Annotated in this window: 16 protein-coding genes; 11 read left to right on the top strand and 5 right to left on the bottom strand. The window is 59.1% G+C overall.

The window, feature by feature from the left end:
• Window positions 1-2: 2 nt before the first annotated feature.
• The 10 genes from NNN71_RS06610 to NNN71_RS06565 all read left to right on the top strand — a co-directional run bounded on the left by NNN71_RS06610 (window position 3) and on the right by NNN71_RS06565 (window position 8,511).
• The gene (locus NNN71_RS06610) at window positions 3-425 is read left to right on the top strand and encodes an acyl-CoA thioesterase (protein WP_064548941.1); all 423 of its coding nucleotides are present in this window, start codon (window positions 3-5) and stop codon (window positions 423-425) included.
• Window positions 422-1,027 carry a LolA family protein gene (locus NNN71_RS06605; protein WP_271458144.1) on the top strand — a complete coding sequence of 202 codons (606 nt, stop codon included), beginning with the start codon at window positions 422-424 and terminating at the stop codon, window positions 1,025-1,027. Before NNN71_RS06610 ends, NNN71_RS06605 begins: the two co-directional genes overlap by 4 nt.
• Window positions 996-3,308, top strand: coding sequence for an MMPL family transporter (locus NNN71_RS06600; RefSeq protein WP_271458143.1), 2,313 nt, complete (start codon window positions 996-998; stop codon window positions 3,306-3,308). The genes NNN71_RS06605 and NNN71_RS06600 overlap by 32 nt, the downstream gene beginning before the upstream one ends.
• 2 nt (window positions 3,309-3,310) lie before the next feature.
• Window positions 3,311-3,961, top strand: a complete 651-nt coding sequence (locus tag NNN71_RS06595) for a DUF3261 domain-containing protein (RefSeq protein ID WP_271458142.1) — start codon at window positions 3,311-3,313, stop codon at window positions 3,959-3,961.
• Window position 3,962: 1 nt separating this feature from the next.
• Complete coding sequence (locus tag NNN71_RS06590; protein WP_271458141.1) at window positions 3,963-5,132, top strand: beta-ketoacyl-[acyl-carrier-protein] synthase family protein; 1,170 nt, start codon at window positions 3,963-3,965, stop codon at window positions 5,130-5,132.
• The gene (locus NNN71_RS06585) at window positions 5,129-5,605 is read left to right on the top strand and encodes an ApeP family dehydratase (RefSeq protein WP_271458140.1); all 477 of its coding nucleotides are present in this window, start codon (window positions 5,129-5,131) and stop codon (window positions 5,603-5,605) included. The genes NNN71_RS06590 and NNN71_RS06585 overlap by 4 nt, the downstream gene beginning before the upstream one ends.
• The gene (locus NNN71_RS06580) at window positions 5,602-6,333 is read left to right on the top strand and encodes a 3-ketoacyl-ACP reductase FabG2 (protein ID WP_271458139.1); all 732 of its coding nucleotides are present in this window, start codon (window positions 5,602-5,604) and stop codon (window positions 6,331-6,333) included. Before NNN71_RS06585 ends, NNN71_RS06580 begins: the two co-directional genes overlap by 4 nt.
• Window positions 6,330-7,559, top strand: coding sequence for a beta-ketoacyl-ACP synthase (locus NNN71_RS06575; protein ID WP_271458138.1), 1,230 nt, complete (start codon window positions 6,330-6,332; stop codon window positions 7,557-7,559). Before NNN71_RS06580 ends, NNN71_RS06575 begins: the two co-directional genes overlap by 4 nt.
• Window position 7,560: 1 nt before the next feature.
• Entirely contained in the window at window positions 7,561-8,145 is a 585-nt protein-coding gene (acpT, locus tag NNN71_RS06570; protein WP_271458137.1) for a 4'-phosphopantetheinyl transferase AcpT, read from the top strand.
• 129 nt (window positions 8,146-8,274) lie between these two features.
• Window positions 8,275-8,511, top strand: coding sequence for a hypothetical protein (locus NNN71_RS06565; protein WP_064548925.1), 237 nt, complete (start codon window positions 8,275-8,277; stop codon window positions 8,509-8,511).
• A 49-nt stretch (window positions 8,512-8,560) separates the two neighbouring features.
• Here NNN71_RS06565 and dsbG read toward each other — a convergent pair whose 3' ends face one another.
• From dsbG to NNN71_RS06545, 4 genes are read right to left on the bottom strand one after another with little or no spacing between them, the layout of a single operon-like run.
• On the bottom strand, window positions 8,561-9,319 hold the full coding sequence (gene dsbG, locus NNN71_RS06560) for a thiol:disulfide interchange protein DsbG (protein ID WP_163447890.1): 759 nt from the start codon (window positions 9,317-9,319) through the stop codon (window positions 8,561-8,563).
• Between the two features lie 43 nt (window positions 9,320-9,362).
• Entirely contained in the window at window positions 9,363-10,085 is a 723-nt protein-coding gene (locus NNN71_RS06555) for a DsbA family protein (protein WP_271458136.1), read from the bottom strand.
• Window positions 10,086-10,088: 3 nt separating this feature from the next.
• Window positions 10,089-12,113 carry a protein-disulfide reductase DsbD family protein gene (locus NNN71_RS06550; RefSeq protein WP_271458135.1) on the bottom strand — a complete coding sequence of 675 codons (2,025 nt, stop codon included), beginning with the start codon at window positions 12,111-12,113 and terminating at the stop codon, window positions 10,089-10,091.
• A 47-nt stretch (window positions 12,114-12,160) separates the two neighbouring features.
• Window positions 12,161-12,523, bottom strand: a complete 363-nt coding sequence (locus NNN71_RS06545) for a hypothetical protein (RefSeq protein ID WP_163447887.1) — start codon at window positions 12,521-12,523, stop codon at window positions 12,161-12,163.
• A 154-nt stretch (window positions 12,524-12,677) separates the two neighbouring features.
• Between NNN71_RS06545 and NNN71_RS06540 the strand changes: the two genes are divergently transcribed.
• Window positions 12,678-13,631 (top strand): hypothetical protein, encoded by a 954-nt coding sequence (locus tag NNN71_RS06540; RefSeq protein ID WP_167576262.1) that lies wholly within the window; start codon window positions 12,678-12,680, stop codon window positions 13,629-13,631.
• Between the two features lie 23 nt (window positions 13,632-13,654).
• Here the strand turns inward: NNN71_RS06540 and surE are convergent, their stop codons facing one another.
• The gene (surE, locus tag NNN71_RS06535; RefSeq protein WP_271458134.1) at window positions 13,655-14,530 is read right to left on the bottom strand and encodes a 5'/3'-nucleotidase SurE; all 876 of its coding nucleotides are present in this window, start codon (window positions 14,528-14,530) and stop codon (window positions 13,655-13,657) included.
• Between the last annotated feature and the right edge of the window lie 528 nt (window positions 14,531-15,058).

Genomic DNA, 15,058 nt, shown 5'->3' with positions numbered 1-15,058 from the left:
GGGTGCTAAACGATCCCCGTTTTACGGCTGAAGTTGAGCTGACCATTCCTTTTCACGACGTCGACATGATGGGCGTCGTCTGGCACGGCAACTACTTCCGCTATTTCGAAATCGCCCGCGAAGCGCTGCTAAACCAGTTCAACTACGGCTATCGGCAGATGAAAGCCTCCGGCTACCTGTGGCCGGTGGTCGATACCCGCGTGAAGTACCGTCACCCGCTGACCTTCGAGCAGCGCATTCGCGTCCGCGCGCGCATTGGCGAGTTTGAAAACCGCCTGCGCATCAACTACGACATTTTCGATGCCGAAAGCGGCCAGCGCGCCACCAGCGGCTACACCATCCAGGTGGCGGTGGACGACGCCAGCGGCGAGATGTGCTTCGTCAGCCCGGATATTCTGTTTGAACGTATGGGGGTCACGCCATGAGATGGCTGCCGCTGCTGGCGCTATTGATAAGCCCGTTTGTCAGCGCACTGACGCTCGACGCGCTGCAACAACGCTTTACCGAACAGCCGGTGATTCGCGCACACTTCGACCAGACCCGGACCATCAAGGATCTGCCGCAGCCGCTGCGTTCTCAGGGGACGATGCTGATTGCCCGCGATCGGGGGCTGCTGTGGGATCAAACCAGCCCGTTCCCGATGCAGCTCCTGCTCGATGACAAACGCATGGTGCAGGCCATTAACGGCCAGCCGCCGCAGACCATCACCGCGGAAAACAACCCGCAAATGTTCCAGTTTAACCACCTGCTGCGCGCACTGTTTCAGGCCGATCGCGCCGTGCTTGAGCAAAACTTCCGCGTCGATTTTAAAGACCAGGGCGCAGGCCGCTGGACGCTAAGCCTGACGCCAACCACGACGCCGCTGGATAAAATCTTCGCCACCATTGATTTGGCCGGTAAAGACTATCTGCAGCGCATTGTGCTCAACGATAAACAGGGCGATCGCACCGATATTGTCCTCTCTCAACACCAGCTGACGCCCGCCCAACTGACCGATGACGAACGCCAACGCTTTGCCGCCCAGTAAACGCCCGGCGCTGCTGTGGGCTTTCTGCTGTCTGCTGATGCTGGCGGCGCTGCTGACGCTGCTGCCGAAAGCGCGGCTGAACAGCAGCGTGCTGGCCATGCTGCCGAAACAGGCAATGGGCGCGATTCCGCCGAGCCTTAACGACGGGTTTATGCAGCGCCTCGACCGTCAGCTGGTTTGGCTGGTCAGCCCCGGCAAACAGGCCGACCCGCAGGTCGCCCGCGACTGGCTGGCGCTATTGGAAAAATCGCAGGCGCTGGCGGAAGTCAAAGGCCCGATGGATGCCGACAGCCAGCAAGCCTGGGGCGTTTTTTTCTGGCAGCACCGTAACGGCTTGATTGACCCGGAGACCCGCGCGCGGTTGCAAAACGGCGGCGCAGCGCAGGTGCAGTGGATCCTCTCCCAGCTCTATTCGGCCTTCTCCGGCGTGAGCGGCAAAGAGCTGCAAAACGACCCGCTGATGCTGATGCGCGGCGCGCAGCTGGCGATGGCGAAAAATGGCCAGCGGCTAAGGCTGATGGACGGCTGGCTGGTGACGCAGGATGGCGACGGACGCTACTGGTATCTGCTGCACGGCGAGCTGTCCGGCTCGTCGTTCGACATGCAGCAAACGCACCGGCTGGTAACCACGCTGAGCACACTGGAAAGCGAGCTGAAGGCCCGCCATCCGCAGGCACAGCTGCTGTCGCGCGGGACGGTGTTTTACAGCGACTACGCCAGCCAGCAGGCGAAGCAGGATATCTCAACGCTCGGCACAGCAACGATACTCGGCGTAGTGCTGTTGATCCTTCTCACTTTCCGCTCGCTGCGCCCGCTGCTGCTGTGTCTGACCTCCATCGCCATCGGCGCGCTGGCGGGCACCGTCGTCACGCTGTTGGCGTTCGGCGAGCTGCACCTGATGACGCTGGTGATGAGCATGAGCATTATCGGTATTTCCGCCGACTACACGCTCTACTATCTGACCGAGCGCATGGTGCATGGCGCGGAAGCCTCGCCGTGGCAAAGCCTCGCCAAAGTGCGTAACGCGCTGCTGCTGGCGCTGCTGACCACCGTGGCGGCGTATCTGATCATGATGCTCGCCCCCTTCCCCGCTATTCGGCAGATGTCGGTATTTGCCGCCGTCGGCCTCTCCGCCTCCTGTCTGACGGTGATTTTCTGGCATCCGTGGCTGTGTCGTGGTCTGCCGGTGCGCCCGGTTCCGGCGCGGGGGCTGATGCTGCGCTGGTTGGCCGCATGGCGACGCAACCGAAAACTGTCCGTCGGCCTGCCGGTGGCGCTGGCGCTTTTCTCTCTGGCGGGCCTCGCCGCGTTGCGCGTCGATGACGATATCTCGCAGCTTCAGGCGCTACCGCAGCACATTCTGGCGCAGGAAAAGGCGATTACCGCGCTAACCGGGCAGCCCGTCGATCAAAAATGGTTTGTGGTTTACGGCAGCTCTGCACAGCAAACGCTGGAGCGGCTGGAAGGGTTTATTCCCGCGCTGGAGCAAGCGAAACAACGCGGCTGGATCAGCGGCTATCGCACGATTCCGCTGAATTCCCTCGCCCGGCAGCAGCAGGATCTCAAGGCGTTGCAAACCGCCGCGCCCGCCATAGCTCAGGCGCTAGGCCGTGCCGGGATCTCCATGGTGAATCCGGACCTCAAACCTATGCCGGTGACGGTCGATAGCTGGCTGAGCAGCCCGGCCAGTGAAGGCTGGCGTCTGCTGTGGCTGACGCTGCCCAACGGTGAAAGCGGCGTGCTGGTACCCGCTGAAGGGGTCAAAGAAAGCGCGGCGCTGGATGCGCTGAGTAAAAAACAGCCCGGCGTGGCGTGGGTGGATCGTAAACACACTTTCGATGCGCTGTTCGCGCTCTATCGCCATATTCTGACCGGCCTGCTGGGCGTGGCGCTGGCGGTGATTGCCTGTGGCGCAATCGCCCGCCTCGGCTGGCGGAAAGGGGTCATCAGCCTGGTCCCCTCACTGCTGTCATTAGGCTGTGGGCTGGCGGTGCTGGCGTTCAGTGGACATCCGCTGAACCTGTTCTCGCTGCTGGCGCTGGTGCTGGTGTTGGGGATCGGTATTAACTACACCCTATTTTTCAGCAATCCGCGCGGTACGCCGCTGACGTCGCTGCTGGCGATTACGCTGGCGATGCTGACCACCCTGCTGACGCTTGGCATGCTGGTCTTTAGCGCCACGCAGGCCATCAGCAGTTTCGGTATCGTACTGGTGAGCGGCATTTTCACCGCCTTTCTGCTATCGCCGCTGGCGATGCCGACGAAAAGAGAGAAGAAATAACGATGATGACAGCGACCTTTTTTGCCGGATGGCGGCGTCGCCTTATCCGGCCTACAGCGTACCGCGACGCGTGTCGCCATCCGGCAATCAGCGCCCTTTTTCTGATAGGCACTCTGCTGCTGACCGCCTGCAGCCACACGCCACCGGCGCCATCCGCTCGCCCGCAGGCGTGGCTGGAGCCGGGAACCCGCGTGCCCCTACCGGCGCCGGGCATCTCTCCGGCGCTCCGTTCTCAGCAGCTGCTGACCGGCAGCTTCAACGGTCAGACCCAGTCGCTGCTGGTCATGCTGAACGCCGATGATGAAAAACTCACCCTCGCGGGCCTGTCGTCGGTCGGTATTCGTCTGTTTCTCGCCACCTACGACGAACACGGGCTGCACACCGAACAGTCGATCGTTGCGCCACAGCTGCCGCCCGCCAGCCAGGTACTGGCCGACGTGATGCTCAGCCACTGGCCCATCAGCGCCTGGCAGCCGCAGTTGCCCGCCGGCTGGACGTTGACCGACAGCGGCGATAAGCGCGAGCTGCGCAACGCGCGTGGTAAGCTGGTGACCGAAATCACCTACCTCAACCGCCACGGCAAACGTGAGCCAATCAGCATTGCGCAGCACGTTTTTAAATACCACATCACCATTCAATATCTGGGTGACTGAGATGATCTATATTTCGGCAGTCGGCATGATCAATGCGCTGGGCAACACGCTCGATGAGATCGCCGCGAACCTGACGCGCGGCGTGGCCCCCGGCATGCGCCCAAGAACCGGCTGGCTTCAGGGACATCCCGAGGCAGTGCTGGGCGGCGTCGACGGCGAGCTGCCCGTCATTGCTGATACCTTTCGCGACCACCGCTCGCGCAACAACCAGCTGCTGCTGGCCGCGCTGGCGCAGATTCAGCCGCAGGTGGATGCCGCCATCATGCGGTATGGCCATGAGCGGGTTGCCGTGGTGCTCGGGACCAGTACCTCCGGACTGGATGAGGGCGACGCACACGTCAACCTGACCCTGAACGGCGAAGCCAGCACCGCGTGGCGCTATCCGCAGCAGGAACTGGGCGACCCGTCGCGCTTTCTCAGCCACTGGTTGGCGCTAGACGGCCCGGCGTTTACCCTTTCAACCGCCTGCTCCTCCAGCGCTCGCGCGATCATCAGCGGTCGTCGCCTGATTGAGGCCGGACTGGCGGACGTGGCGATCGTCGGCGGCGCGGACACTCTGAGCCGGATGCCGATTAATGGTTTCCACAGCCTGGAATCGCTCTCCACCACGCGGTGCCAGCCGTTTGCTCAGGATCGTTGCGGCATCACCATCGGTGAAGGCGCGGCGTTGATGCTGCTGACGCGTGAGCCGCAGCCTATCGCGCTGCTGGGCGTCGGCGAGTCGAGCGATGCTTACCATATTTCCGCGCCACATCCCCAGGGAGAAGGCGCGATTCGCGCGATTCAGCAAGCGCTCAACGACGCGGAGATGGCCGCTGCCGATATCGGCTACATTAATCTGCACGGCACCGCAACGCCGCTGAACGATCGGATCGAATCTCGCGTGGTGAACGCGCTGTTTGGCGAAGCGGTACCCTGTAGTTCCACCAAGCACCTGACCGGCCACACGTTGGGCGCGGCAGGCATCACCGAGGCGGCGCTCAGCATGTTAATATTACAACGAAATCTACCGCTTCCTGCCCAGGACTTTAGCCTGTCGCCGCGCGACCCGGCACTGGCACCCTGCGGGATTATTACGCAGCCGCAGACGCTGAAGCGCCCGGTTATCCTGTCAAATTCGTTCGCGTTTGGCGGCAACAACGCCAGCATCCTGCTCGGGAGGGTTTCATGAGCCGCTATTTATCACCCGGCGACTATCTGCCGCACGACGCCCCGATGCTGCTGCTGGAAGAGGTGGTGAGCGTGACCGAGGAAACCGCCATGTGCTGCGTCGCCGTAACGTCCAACGGCGTGCTGGGGCCGTATCTCGATCCGCAAGGAAACCTCCCCGGCTGGTTCGCGCTGGAGCTGATGGCGCAGACTGTCGGCGTGTGGTCCGGCTGGCATCGTCAGCAGAAAGGGCTGGAGGCGATGGCGCTGGGGATGGTGCTCGGCGCCCGTGAGCTGGTTTGCACCGCGGGCGCGTTGCCGGGCGGAAAAACGCTTTCTGTCGCCATCAGCCGCCTGATGCAGGACGAACGTTTCGGCAGCTTTGAATGCACAATTCATGTCGGCGCGGAGCCGCTGGCATCGGGTCGTGTGAATACCTTCCAGCCGACGGCGGAAGAACTTCATTCTCTCTTTCAACAAGGAGCGTGCGCATGAGTCGTTCAGTTTTAGTGACCGGTGCCAGCAAGGGGATCGGGCGCGCCATCGCCCAAAAGCTGGCGACGGAAGGTTTTGTGGTCGGCGTTCATTATCATCATGACGAGGCCGGCGCGCAGGAGACATTGGAAGCGATTCATGTCCTTGGCGGCGCGGGTCGTCTGCTGCAATTTGACGTCGCAAATCGTGCGCAGTGCCGCACGGTGCTGGAGCAGGATATTGCGGCGCATGGCGCATGGTACGGCGTGGTGAGCAATGCTGGCATAACGCGCGACGCCGCCTTCCCGGCGCTCGGCGATGACGACTGGGATGCGGTGATCCACACCAATCTCGACAGTTTCTACAACGTCATTCAGCCCTGTATTATGCCGATGATTAGCGCGCGCCAGGGAGGACGCATTATCACGCTCTCTTCCGTCTCTGGCGTGATGGGCAACCGGGGCCAGGTGAACTACAGCGCCGCCAAAGCGGGCATTATTGGCGCCACCAAAGCGCTGGCGATAGAGCTGGCAAAACGCAAAATCACCGTCAACTGCATTGCGCCGGGCCTTATCGATACCGGCATGCTGCAGATGGAAGAGACGGCACTGAAAGAGGCCATGGCCGCTATCCCGATGAAACGCATGGGCCAGGCGGACGAAGTGGCCGGACTGGCCGCTTATCTGATGTCCGATATTGCCGGTTACGTGACTCGCCAGGTTATTTCCATTAATGGAGGGATGCTATGACGCGCCGTGTGGTGATTACCGGGATGGGCGGCGTCACCGCCTTTGGCGATAACTGGCAGGACGTTTCCACCCGGCTGCTGGCCTACGAAAACGCCGTACGGTATATGCCGGAATGGCAGGAATTCGACGGGCTGCAAACGCTGCTGGGCGCGCCGATAGAAGACTTCAGGCTGCCGGACCATTACACCCGTAAACGCATCCGCGCGATGGGCCGCGTGTCGCTGCTGTCGACGCGGGCCACCGAGCTGGCGCTGGAGCAGGCGGGTTTGCTCGACGATAAGGTGCTGACTAATGGTGAAACCGGGATTGCCTATGGTTCCTCAACCGGCAGCACCGGCCCGATGAGCGAATTCGCCACCATGCTGACCGAGAAGCACACCAATAACATTACCGCCACCACCTACGTGCAGATGATGCCGCACACCACCGCCGTGAATACCGGCCTGTTCTTTGGCCTGCGCGGGCGGGTTATCCCCACCTCCAGCGCCTGTACCTCGGGCAGCCAGGCGATTGGCTACGCGTGGGAAGCCATCCGCCACGGTTACCAGACCGTGATGGTCGCGGGCGGCGCAGAGGAACTGTGCCCCTCAGAAGCGGCGGTCTTTGATACGTTGTTCGCCACCAGCCAGCGCAATGACCAACCGAAAACAACGCCCTCCCCGTTCGACGAGAAACGCGACGGTCTGGTGGTGGGTGAAGGTGCCGGAACGCTCATTCTTGAAGAACTGGAGCACGCAAAAGCGCGCGGCGCGACCATCTTCGGCGAGATCGTCGGCTTTGCCACCAACTGCGATGCCGCCCATATCACCCAACCCCAGCGCGAAACCATGCAAATCTGTATGGCGCAGTCGCTGAAAGTGGCAGGCTTAAGTCCGCAGGATATCGGCTATATTTCGGCCCACGGCACCGCAACGGATCGCGGCGATCTTGCCGAAAGCCAGGCAACAGCGGCCCTATTCGGTGACCACGTCCCCTTTTCCTCGTTGAAAGGCTATTTTGGTCATACCCTCGGCGCCTGTGGCGCGCTGGAGGCCTGGATGAGTCTGCAGATGATGCGCGAAGGCTGGTTTGCGCCAACGCTCAACCTGCGGCATCCGGATGAAAACTGCGGCACGCTGGACTACATCATGGAGAAGGCCCGCCGGGTGGATTGCGAGTTCCTGCAGAGTAATAACTTTGCCTTCGGCGGCATCAACACCTCGATGATTATTCAACGCTGGCCCTGAAATGTACCGGCTTTATCTGGGGAACATTCCGGCCTTAAGCGCCATTCCGCTCGCCGCAGAAATTATGGCGGCGGCACCGCCGGGCGCAAGACGCGCCGCCTGGCTGGCGGGTCGGGCGCTACTTTGCCACGTCTGCTCGCCGCTGCCGGAGATTATCTATGGCGAACAGGGGAAACCGGCGTTTGGGGGGGAGCAGGCGCTGTGGTTCAACCTGAGCCACAGCGGCGACAACATCGCCCTGCTACTCAGCGATGAAGGGGAAGTGGGCTGCGATATCGAGGTTATCCGCCCGCGCCCGCGCTGGCCATCGCTGGTCAGCGCGTTTTATAGCGACGGCGAACAGGCGGAAATTGCCGCCGAACGCCCGGAACACCAGCTTGCCGCCTTCTGGCGCATCTGGACGCAAAAAGAGGCTATCGTGAAGCAGCGCGGCGGCGGCGTGTGGCAGATGGCCGACATCGACAGCACGCAGCCTGCGACGCATTTTATTGCTCATTGCCAGCAAAATGCGCTCAGTCTGGCCGTCTGTACGCCAACACCGCTCAACATTCAGGACATAATTGTCGACATCAGCCCACAACGTTGATTTTGGTCAACTACACGCCTACGCATAAGCTGCATTTTATGCGCACTTTATATTTACAGGGTGAATAGTTCATTGGTATTACGACTCGAACAAATGTTTGTCCGGCCCGCCAGCCTGTGGGGTTGGCTGATGTGCAACGCGCTTAACGGCATTGCTATCGTGCTCTGTTTTAGCGCCGTCAGCGCCTGTGTTGGCATCCGGGAATCGGTATGGCATATCGTCGTCACGCTGGCGATTATTGTCTCCACCTTTTACAGCGCCAACTATTTCTCCGCGCTGGAATCTCGCAACGACAAGCGGCGCTATTTTTTGTTAGCCTGGGTCATCGTGACCGTGTTACTGAATTTTATCCACGTCTGGGGCTAAACGGGCGCCGGAGGGGTCACCCCCGCCCCAGCGCGCACGTTGCTATGACTTAGGGGCGTGGGCCGAACATGTCAATCAGTTGCTTTTCATCCGGCATGCCGACCACCTGCTGCAGCTCATTTTTATCATTCATATAATAAATGGCCGGTGTCGCGCTCGCCCCCAGATCGTCCATCAGCTTCTGGTGCTGCTGGAGCAAATTGAAGGTTTCACGCGGCGTGGTGCCCGTAAACGGCGGCAGTTTTTTGCCGCCAGAGAGCTCATACTCCCGCCAGGCCGCCACCGGGTCATCGGCGTTCAGAATGGCCGTGGCGTTACGCCCGCTTTGTGGGTTGAGGAACGCCACCAACAGCGTATTAAGCTGCACTTTACCCGCCGCCACCCAGGGCTGGGCCGCCGACCAGAACGTTTTGCAATACGGACAGAACGGATCGGCGAAGACCACCACCTTGCGTTCCGCCGTATCGGCCCCCTCTTTCAGCGCGTGGGCGCTGTTGAGCTTTTGCCACATCTCCCGGCCCATCGGGATATAAATTTCGCTTTTGAAATAGTCTTCACTCAGGTTTTTACCTTTATCGTCATAAAGATAACCGGACACCACGTGCTTGCCATCCGGCGTCAGAAACAGCGTCACGCCCATATCCTGATACTGACCGACCCAGCTTTTCATGCCGCCGGGGGCGTCTATCTCTTTGACTATCGTGATGTTCTGCTGCTCGCTAAAGCGTTTTACAATGTCGGGCAGCGGCGCGCTGGCAAAGGCCAGCGTCGGGATTAAGGATAACGCCATCAGCGCGATCGGTTTCATACTCGTCTCTCCTTAACGCGGGGGAGTCCCCCCGCGAGTCAATTTACTGTTTTTTCAGCGCTTCGCTGACCATTGCGTCAAATTGTTCATACGGGATCCAGCCCGACAGCAGTTCGCCGCCAATCAGCGTGGCGGGCGTGCCCTGAATCCCAAGCTGCTGCGCGACCGCCAGGCTTTTCTTCAGCGTTTCCAGGCTTTGTTCATCGGGCTTATCCACCACCACTGCGGCTTTCTTTTTCGCTTCAGCAATACTGGCATCATCGTGATAGCCCTTTCTCGCCATCAGGATATCGTTGAAACGGAGGAACTGCTCAGGATGCGTACGCCACACGGTCAGCGCATCGCGTGCCGAGGTGACCGAACTTTCTGCGCGGTAAGGCAGAAACTTAAACACCACCGCCACGTCGGGGTATTTCGCCACGATTTTTGCCAGATACGGGTCAAATTTCTTGCAGTACGGGCAGTTGTAGTCGGTAAACACGACCAGCGTCAACCGGGGATGCGCCGCCCCCATGCGCGGAGAGTTCGGGTCATTGAAGAGAAAGTCTTCATGTTGCTTCAATACCCTCTGCAACTGCTCGCGATCGGCCTGCGCGCTCTGCTGGTCGAGCTTTTCCGCCGCCGCAGCGAGGATTTCCGGATGGTTAATCAGGGTCTCCTGCACCAGCTCCTGGACGCGCGCTTCCTGTGCGGGCGTCAGCGGCGGCGCGGCGAAGGCACGCAGTGAAGCAAGGATCAGCAAGCCAAAAATCAGCGTTTTTTTCATGGATTATTCACCTTTAACAGGGTTCAGAGCGGTCAACAGGGTCTTTTTGTCCAGCAGCGGCGGGAGGATCTCGCCGACGGCTTGCCCCGGCCCGTAGACTTCATTGAAAGGGATGGCAAAGCGGTTACGTTTTTGCAGGAAAGCAGCGATGGCATCTGAGGGTTGGCTCCAGTCACCGCGTAGGGCTACCACATCAGGCACATTCAGCGCGGCGATAATCTCCGGCTGATTCAATACCCGTATTTCATTCACTTTGCAGGTCACGCACCAGTCTGCCGAGATATCGACAAAGACCCGCTTCCCGTCCGCGACGGCCTGTGCAATTGCCGCTTCACTCAAGGGTTGCCAGCGGATCGCCGTTTCAGCCCTGGGCGCAGGCGAAGCCTGGAGGATCCCATGCAGCTGGTAACCGCTTAAGGCCACCAGCAAAACCAGAACCATAAAGAAACTCGCTCCCCGACGTTTGGTTACGAAGATAAAAGCGAACAGCGCCAGCAGCGTGAGCGTCAGCACCATAACCCCGCTGATTCTGTCGCCGATATGCTGGGCAAGCAGCGTCGCCAGCCAAAGGCTGGAGGCCAGCATCATCAATGCGAGCAGCGTTTTCACCCCGTTCATCCAGCGTCCTGGGCGCGGCAGCAGCAAGGCGATTTTCGGCACCATTGCCACCAGCAGCCACGGGAGGGCCATGCCGATACCGAGCGCGATAAAAATAAGCCACAGCGTCGTCAGCGGTGCGCCCAGCGCAAAGGCGACAGCGGTACCGAGAAACGGTGCCGAACACGGCGTCGCCAGCAGCGTGGCAAAGACCCCTTCAAAGAAGCTGCCCAGCGTACCGATGCCCCCTGCCGTCGCCATTCTGTCCGTCATCGTCGATGGCAGCAGCACGTTGAACACGCCGAACAGATTGAGCGCAAACACAAAGGTGACGGCCACCATCAGGCCGATAAACCACGGGTTCTGGAACTGAATGCCCCAGCCGAGTGCCGCCCCCGTCAGCTTCAGCGCGGAGACCATCGCCGCCAGCAGCGCAAAGGAGAACAGGATCCCCGCGCTGGTCGCCAGAAAGCGTAGCCGGATCTTACGCCTGTCCGTACCGGCATGCAGCACCGCGCTGAGCTTCATCCCCAGCACCGGCAGCACGCAGGGCATCAGATTGAGGATCAGACCACCGAGCAGCGCAAACAGCAGCATCTGGCTCAGGCCGGTCGCCGTGTCATCGTGCAATGCAGCGCTATCAGGGCCGACCGTGAGGGTCGTTTGCTGTGCCCGGTCATGATTGGTGAGCACAAAAGAGAGCGTTTTCCCTGCCAGCGTCGCGGGAACTTCACCCCATTCGTCGGTGACCGGTACGGTCACGGTCAACGCCTTGCCGCGCGTTTGCACCTGAGGCTCTCCGGGCAGAATGCCCCCGTCCAGCGGGTCGAAATAGATTTCCGGCGAGCGCCATTCGTCCGGCGTTGTTCCGCTAATCACCAACTGCTTCCCTGCCAGATGCGCGCTGAGATCGGCGGAAACGCCGCTGCTGGCCGGAACCGTCCGCATCGCCTGTTCGAAGTCGTCCTGGAAGGTTTCGTCGGTGGGATGATTAAGATTAAGTTGCAGCGGGTAGTCTGTTAACAAGCAGACGTTGCTACAGGTGGACAGCGTGAGCGTTCCAGCCAGCGTATCCCCGAGGTTCCCGGTGATGATCATCGGAATCGCCACCCGCCGATGGTAGCCTTGCGTGGTGAGCCCGGAAATGTCAAAGCGCGACGGCACCGGCCAGTACCACTGCGCCTTCTCGCCGTTCTGCCAGACTATCTCGGGCGCAACGCCCCCTTCCCCCGGCGAGCGCCAGTAGGTTTTCCAGCCGGGCTGAAGTTCAACGGTCAGCAGACCGTACACTCGGCCCTCGCCTCTTTCGGCCTGGAAACGAATGCGGGCGTGATCGTTTTGCGGGGAGGTTAACCACCCGCTATCCGCTGCGTGGGCAATGCCCGTGCAGCTGAGCAACAGGAGGAGGAATCCCCTGAAGATATTCAACATGTGTTTTCTCCGTAAATGAAAAATGAAATCGCTAAGACGGCGATGTTTTATTCACGGAAAACGCAGTTTTTGAGGTGTATTCGTAAGGTTGGCGGTCGCCGTGGCACGTCGCGAAAGACAAACGCGCGCACTTCGACAAACAGCGGCATCAGGGCCAGGAAGAGGATAACGGCAGGGAGCGCGCCGTCAAAGAACATCGGCTGGGCGCACAGTAGCGAGCTGGCGCTCAGCTGACACGGTGACGGGCCAAGTTCCGCTTCCGGAGTTGCCGGGCTGGAGAAGACCTGAACCGGGTTGCTGGCCTGCGCAAGAAAATGGTGCAGATAGACAGCCCGTTGGACCAGGCAGATAGCCATCGCCAGACAGGTCATCATCAACAGCCATTTTGCTACCAGCGGACGATTATGCATTATTCACCCAATCAATCAGGACCGACGAATCATAAACAATACTCAATGATCCGCAAGGGGGTGAGTGTAAGGTTTTGTCTGCTCCACCGCTGCGCTGAGCAAGAAATCCTGCTCTATAGTTAATCTATCTTCTCTGGTTGAGGCTGCTCGCACCATGATTGCAGCATATCCCGGCATCACCCTACTCCTGCTCGCGTCGCTGGCATTCAGCCCGGATGCCGTAGCGGCGGAGGGCCAGCGGATCAAGCAGCGCGCCGACGCGGTGCTGACCTTAATGAGCTTTATGATCGTGCCGGATATCACCGCCAGCGATCTCAATATTGGCTCCGGTTCCGATGATAAAACCGAGCTCTCCATTACCCAGTTTGGCGGCGGCGCCACCATGGGGGAGTCCTTTCCGTTGTATCTGGAAGGCGCATTGGGCTACAGCCGTTATGATCCGCAGTTTGTGATCAGCGACGGCGACCAGAGTCGACGTATTCCTACCAAATGGAACAGCCTGACCACCACCGGCGGTATCGGCTGGGATTTCAACCTGCACCGCGACCGCTGGGGCGGCAATCTGGTGCTGCGTCCCATCGCCAACGTCATGCTCGGCACCATGGCCAGCGATCTGCGCGTGGGCGCCTGGGCGCTGGAGCGGCATAAAAACGCCGATTACGATTTCCTCGACGGCGGCCGACTCAATGCCTACGGGCTGGGCGGTTCGTTGATGCTCGACTATGAGCTTCTCTCCCCGGCACAGGATATCGATGTGGAGTTACGCTACACGGGAATGAATCTGCAAACCTTCGGCAGCACCTCTCGTGCCGTTGAAGGAAGCGCCACGGCACAAAACCTCGGGCTGTATCTGCGCCGTCGTGCGCCATTGTTCGACTGGACGCTGCTGAAAAGCCCGGTGCGCTATGTGCTGGAGGGCGCGCACACCGAATACCTCGGCGAGCAGCGCGGCAAGCTCGGATTCGATAGCCTGAGCTCGGTGGGACTGGGCATTGAAATGGACAGCAGCAAGTACCCGGTCTTTATTACCCGAACGCGGCTGGTGGCGCGCTATATGTTCGGCAACGGCACCAGCGGCTATGGCGTAGGGCTGGCAATGAGCTTTTAATGACCATCGCCACCCGCCACGTTTCAGGGATTCAGCAATGCCTTATATTGGGCTTCATACTGCGGCGCATTCCATGAACCATCGAAAATGGTGTAGGTGATATAGCCTTTATTCAGCCAACCAGAATCACTGTCGTCGAGTACCGGTTTTAACGACTGTGGATTCATCGTCTGTTTCGCCGTACCGTCGGGCAGAATATCGTAGCCAATTTGGGCGACCGGAAAACGCTGATTATCGACATAGCGCACGCCTTTAATATCCGCCGACGCCAGCGCCGGATAGTTAATACTTAACCCGGTACCCGCAGGTAATAACGGCTGCCCTTTCACACGCTGACTATTCAGTTTATCCACAACGCCAACGACATAATCGACGGAGTCGGGCCAGTATTTATGCGTACTTGGCCATTTATTTTTCATCTCTTCGTCGGTAAACCGATAGCCAATACTGGCGGCAATGGCCGGGACGCCGTAGCGAACTGCGCGAGCGGCGGCGCTGACGGTTCCGGAATTCACCTGTGCCATCCCGGTATTCGGGCCGTCGTTGACGCCGGAAATCACTAAATCAGGCGCGGCCTCTTTCAGCAGGCCATGGAGTCCAAAGTCGACCGAGTCCGCTGGCGTGCCCGGGAAGCAATAGCGCTGCTCGGCGACCTTTTTCACATCAAAAATTTTCCCCGTTTTGAAGGTAATGGCCGAGCCAATACCGCTTTGATTCGTGGCCGGAGCAACCATCCAGACATCATAGCCTTTTGCCTTAAGTTTATCCTGAAGCGATATACTACCCGGCGATTCACAGCCATCATCGTTGACGACCAATATTTTCAGCGGTGCCGCTCCGGCCTGAACCGAAAAAGCGCATATAGCGAACAACGGGGCAATAACTTTCAGTAAATTCATCGTAACTCCTCGGATAAGGGGAACAGGTGCTTATGACAAGCAAAAAAAAACCTAAGACACCCGCCGCCCATGCAGAGCAACAAGTGTCTTAGGTTTTGCCTTATTTCAGTAACAATCCTGAGATGGCTGTGAAAATACCGTCTAAGCCGCTCAAGGTCCAGAGGGGCTATTCCTTTTCTGTGACCAGTATCATAATATCATTCCAGATGAAGATGACATCCTCCCTGTTTTAATTTCACGCATAAGCCATTCTTTGGTTAAGCAGAGAAAAAATCACCTGACTAAATCATCCCAAAAAAAGACTTGAAGGCGATCACAAATATAAGCCCGAGATAAAATAATTACTGCCATTTAAAATTGATGGTGCTATTGTCCGGCAAAACTGGATTGTTACTGTTTGCAACAGGCAAAACCTGCGTCATTTCTCAAGCATGCTATTTTGATGATTGAGAAGGGGCGCGGGTTTTTTGTTTTTTATTAAAAGTATAAAAAGGATACCCAATGAAAAAATGGCTGATTGCTTTAATG

The organism is Kluyvera sp. Awk 3, from assembly GCF_028069715.1.
GTDB classification, from domain to species: Bacteria; Pseudomonadota; Gammaproteobacteria; order Enterobacterales; family Enterobacteriaceae; genus Kluyvera; species Kluyvera georgiana_A.
The sequence above is the reverse complement of the archived record's forward strand: the minus strand, read 5'-3'. Positions and strand labels throughout refer to the sequence as shown.

Coding starts and splice junctions, on each gene's coding strand:
- dsbG (WP_163447890.1), bottom strand. CDS start 9,319: ATGAAACCGATCGCGCTGATGGCGTTATCCTTAATCCCGACGCTGGCC.
- NNN71_RS06590 (WP_271458141.1), top strand. CDS start 3,963: ATGATCTATATTTCGGCAGTCGGCATGATCAATGCGCTGGGCAACACG.
- NNN71_RS06580 (WP_271458139.1), top strand. CDS start 5,602: ATGAGTCGTTCAGTTTTAGTGACCGGTGCCAGCAAGGGGATCGGGCGC.
- NNN71_RS06595 (WP_271458142.1), top strand. CDS start 3,311: ATGATGACAGCGACCTTTTTTGCCGGATGGCGGCGTCGCCTTATCCGG.
- NNN71_RS06555 (WP_271458136.1), bottom strand. CDS start 10,085: ATGAAAAAAACGCTGATTTTTGGCTTGCTGATCCTTGCTTCACTGCGT.
- NNN71_RS06545 (WP_163447887.1), bottom strand. CDS start 12,523: ATGCATAATCGTCCGCTGGTAGCAAAATGGCTGTTGATGATGACCTGT.
- NNN71_RS06565 (WP_064548925.1), top strand. CDS start 8,275: ATGTGCAACGCGCTTAACGGCATTGCTATCGTGCTCTGTTTTAGCGCC.
- NNN71_RS06575 (WP_271458138.1), top strand. CDS start 6,330: ATGACGCGCCGTGTGGTGATTACCGGGATGGGCGGCGTCACCGCCTTT.
- NNN71_RS06585 (WP_271458140.1), top strand. CDS start 5,129: ATGAGCCGCTATTTATCACCCGGCGACTATCTGCCGCACGACGCCCCG.
- NNN71_RS06600 (WP_271458143.1), top strand. CDS start 996: ATGACGAACGCCAACGCTTTGCCGCCCAGTAAACGCCCGGCGCTGCTG.
- NNN71_RS06540 (WP_167576262.1), top strand. CDS start 12,678: ATGATTGCAGCATATCCCGGCATCACCCTACTCCTGCTCGCGTCGCTG.
- acpT (WP_271458137.1), top strand. CDS start 7,561: ATGTACCGGCTTTATCTGGGGAACATTCCGGCCTTAAGCGCCATTCCG.
- NNN71_RS06605 (WP_271458144.1), top strand. CDS start 422: ATGAGATGGCTGCCGCTGCTGGCGCTATTGATAAGCCCGTTTGTCAGC.
- surE (WP_271458134.1), bottom strand. CDS start 14,530: ATGAATTTACTGAAAGTTATTGCCCCGTTGTTCGCTATATGCGCTTTT.
- NNN71_RS06550 (WP_271458135.1), bottom strand. CDS start 12,113: ATGTTGAATATCTTCAGGGGATTCCTCCTCCTGTTGCTCAGCTGCACG.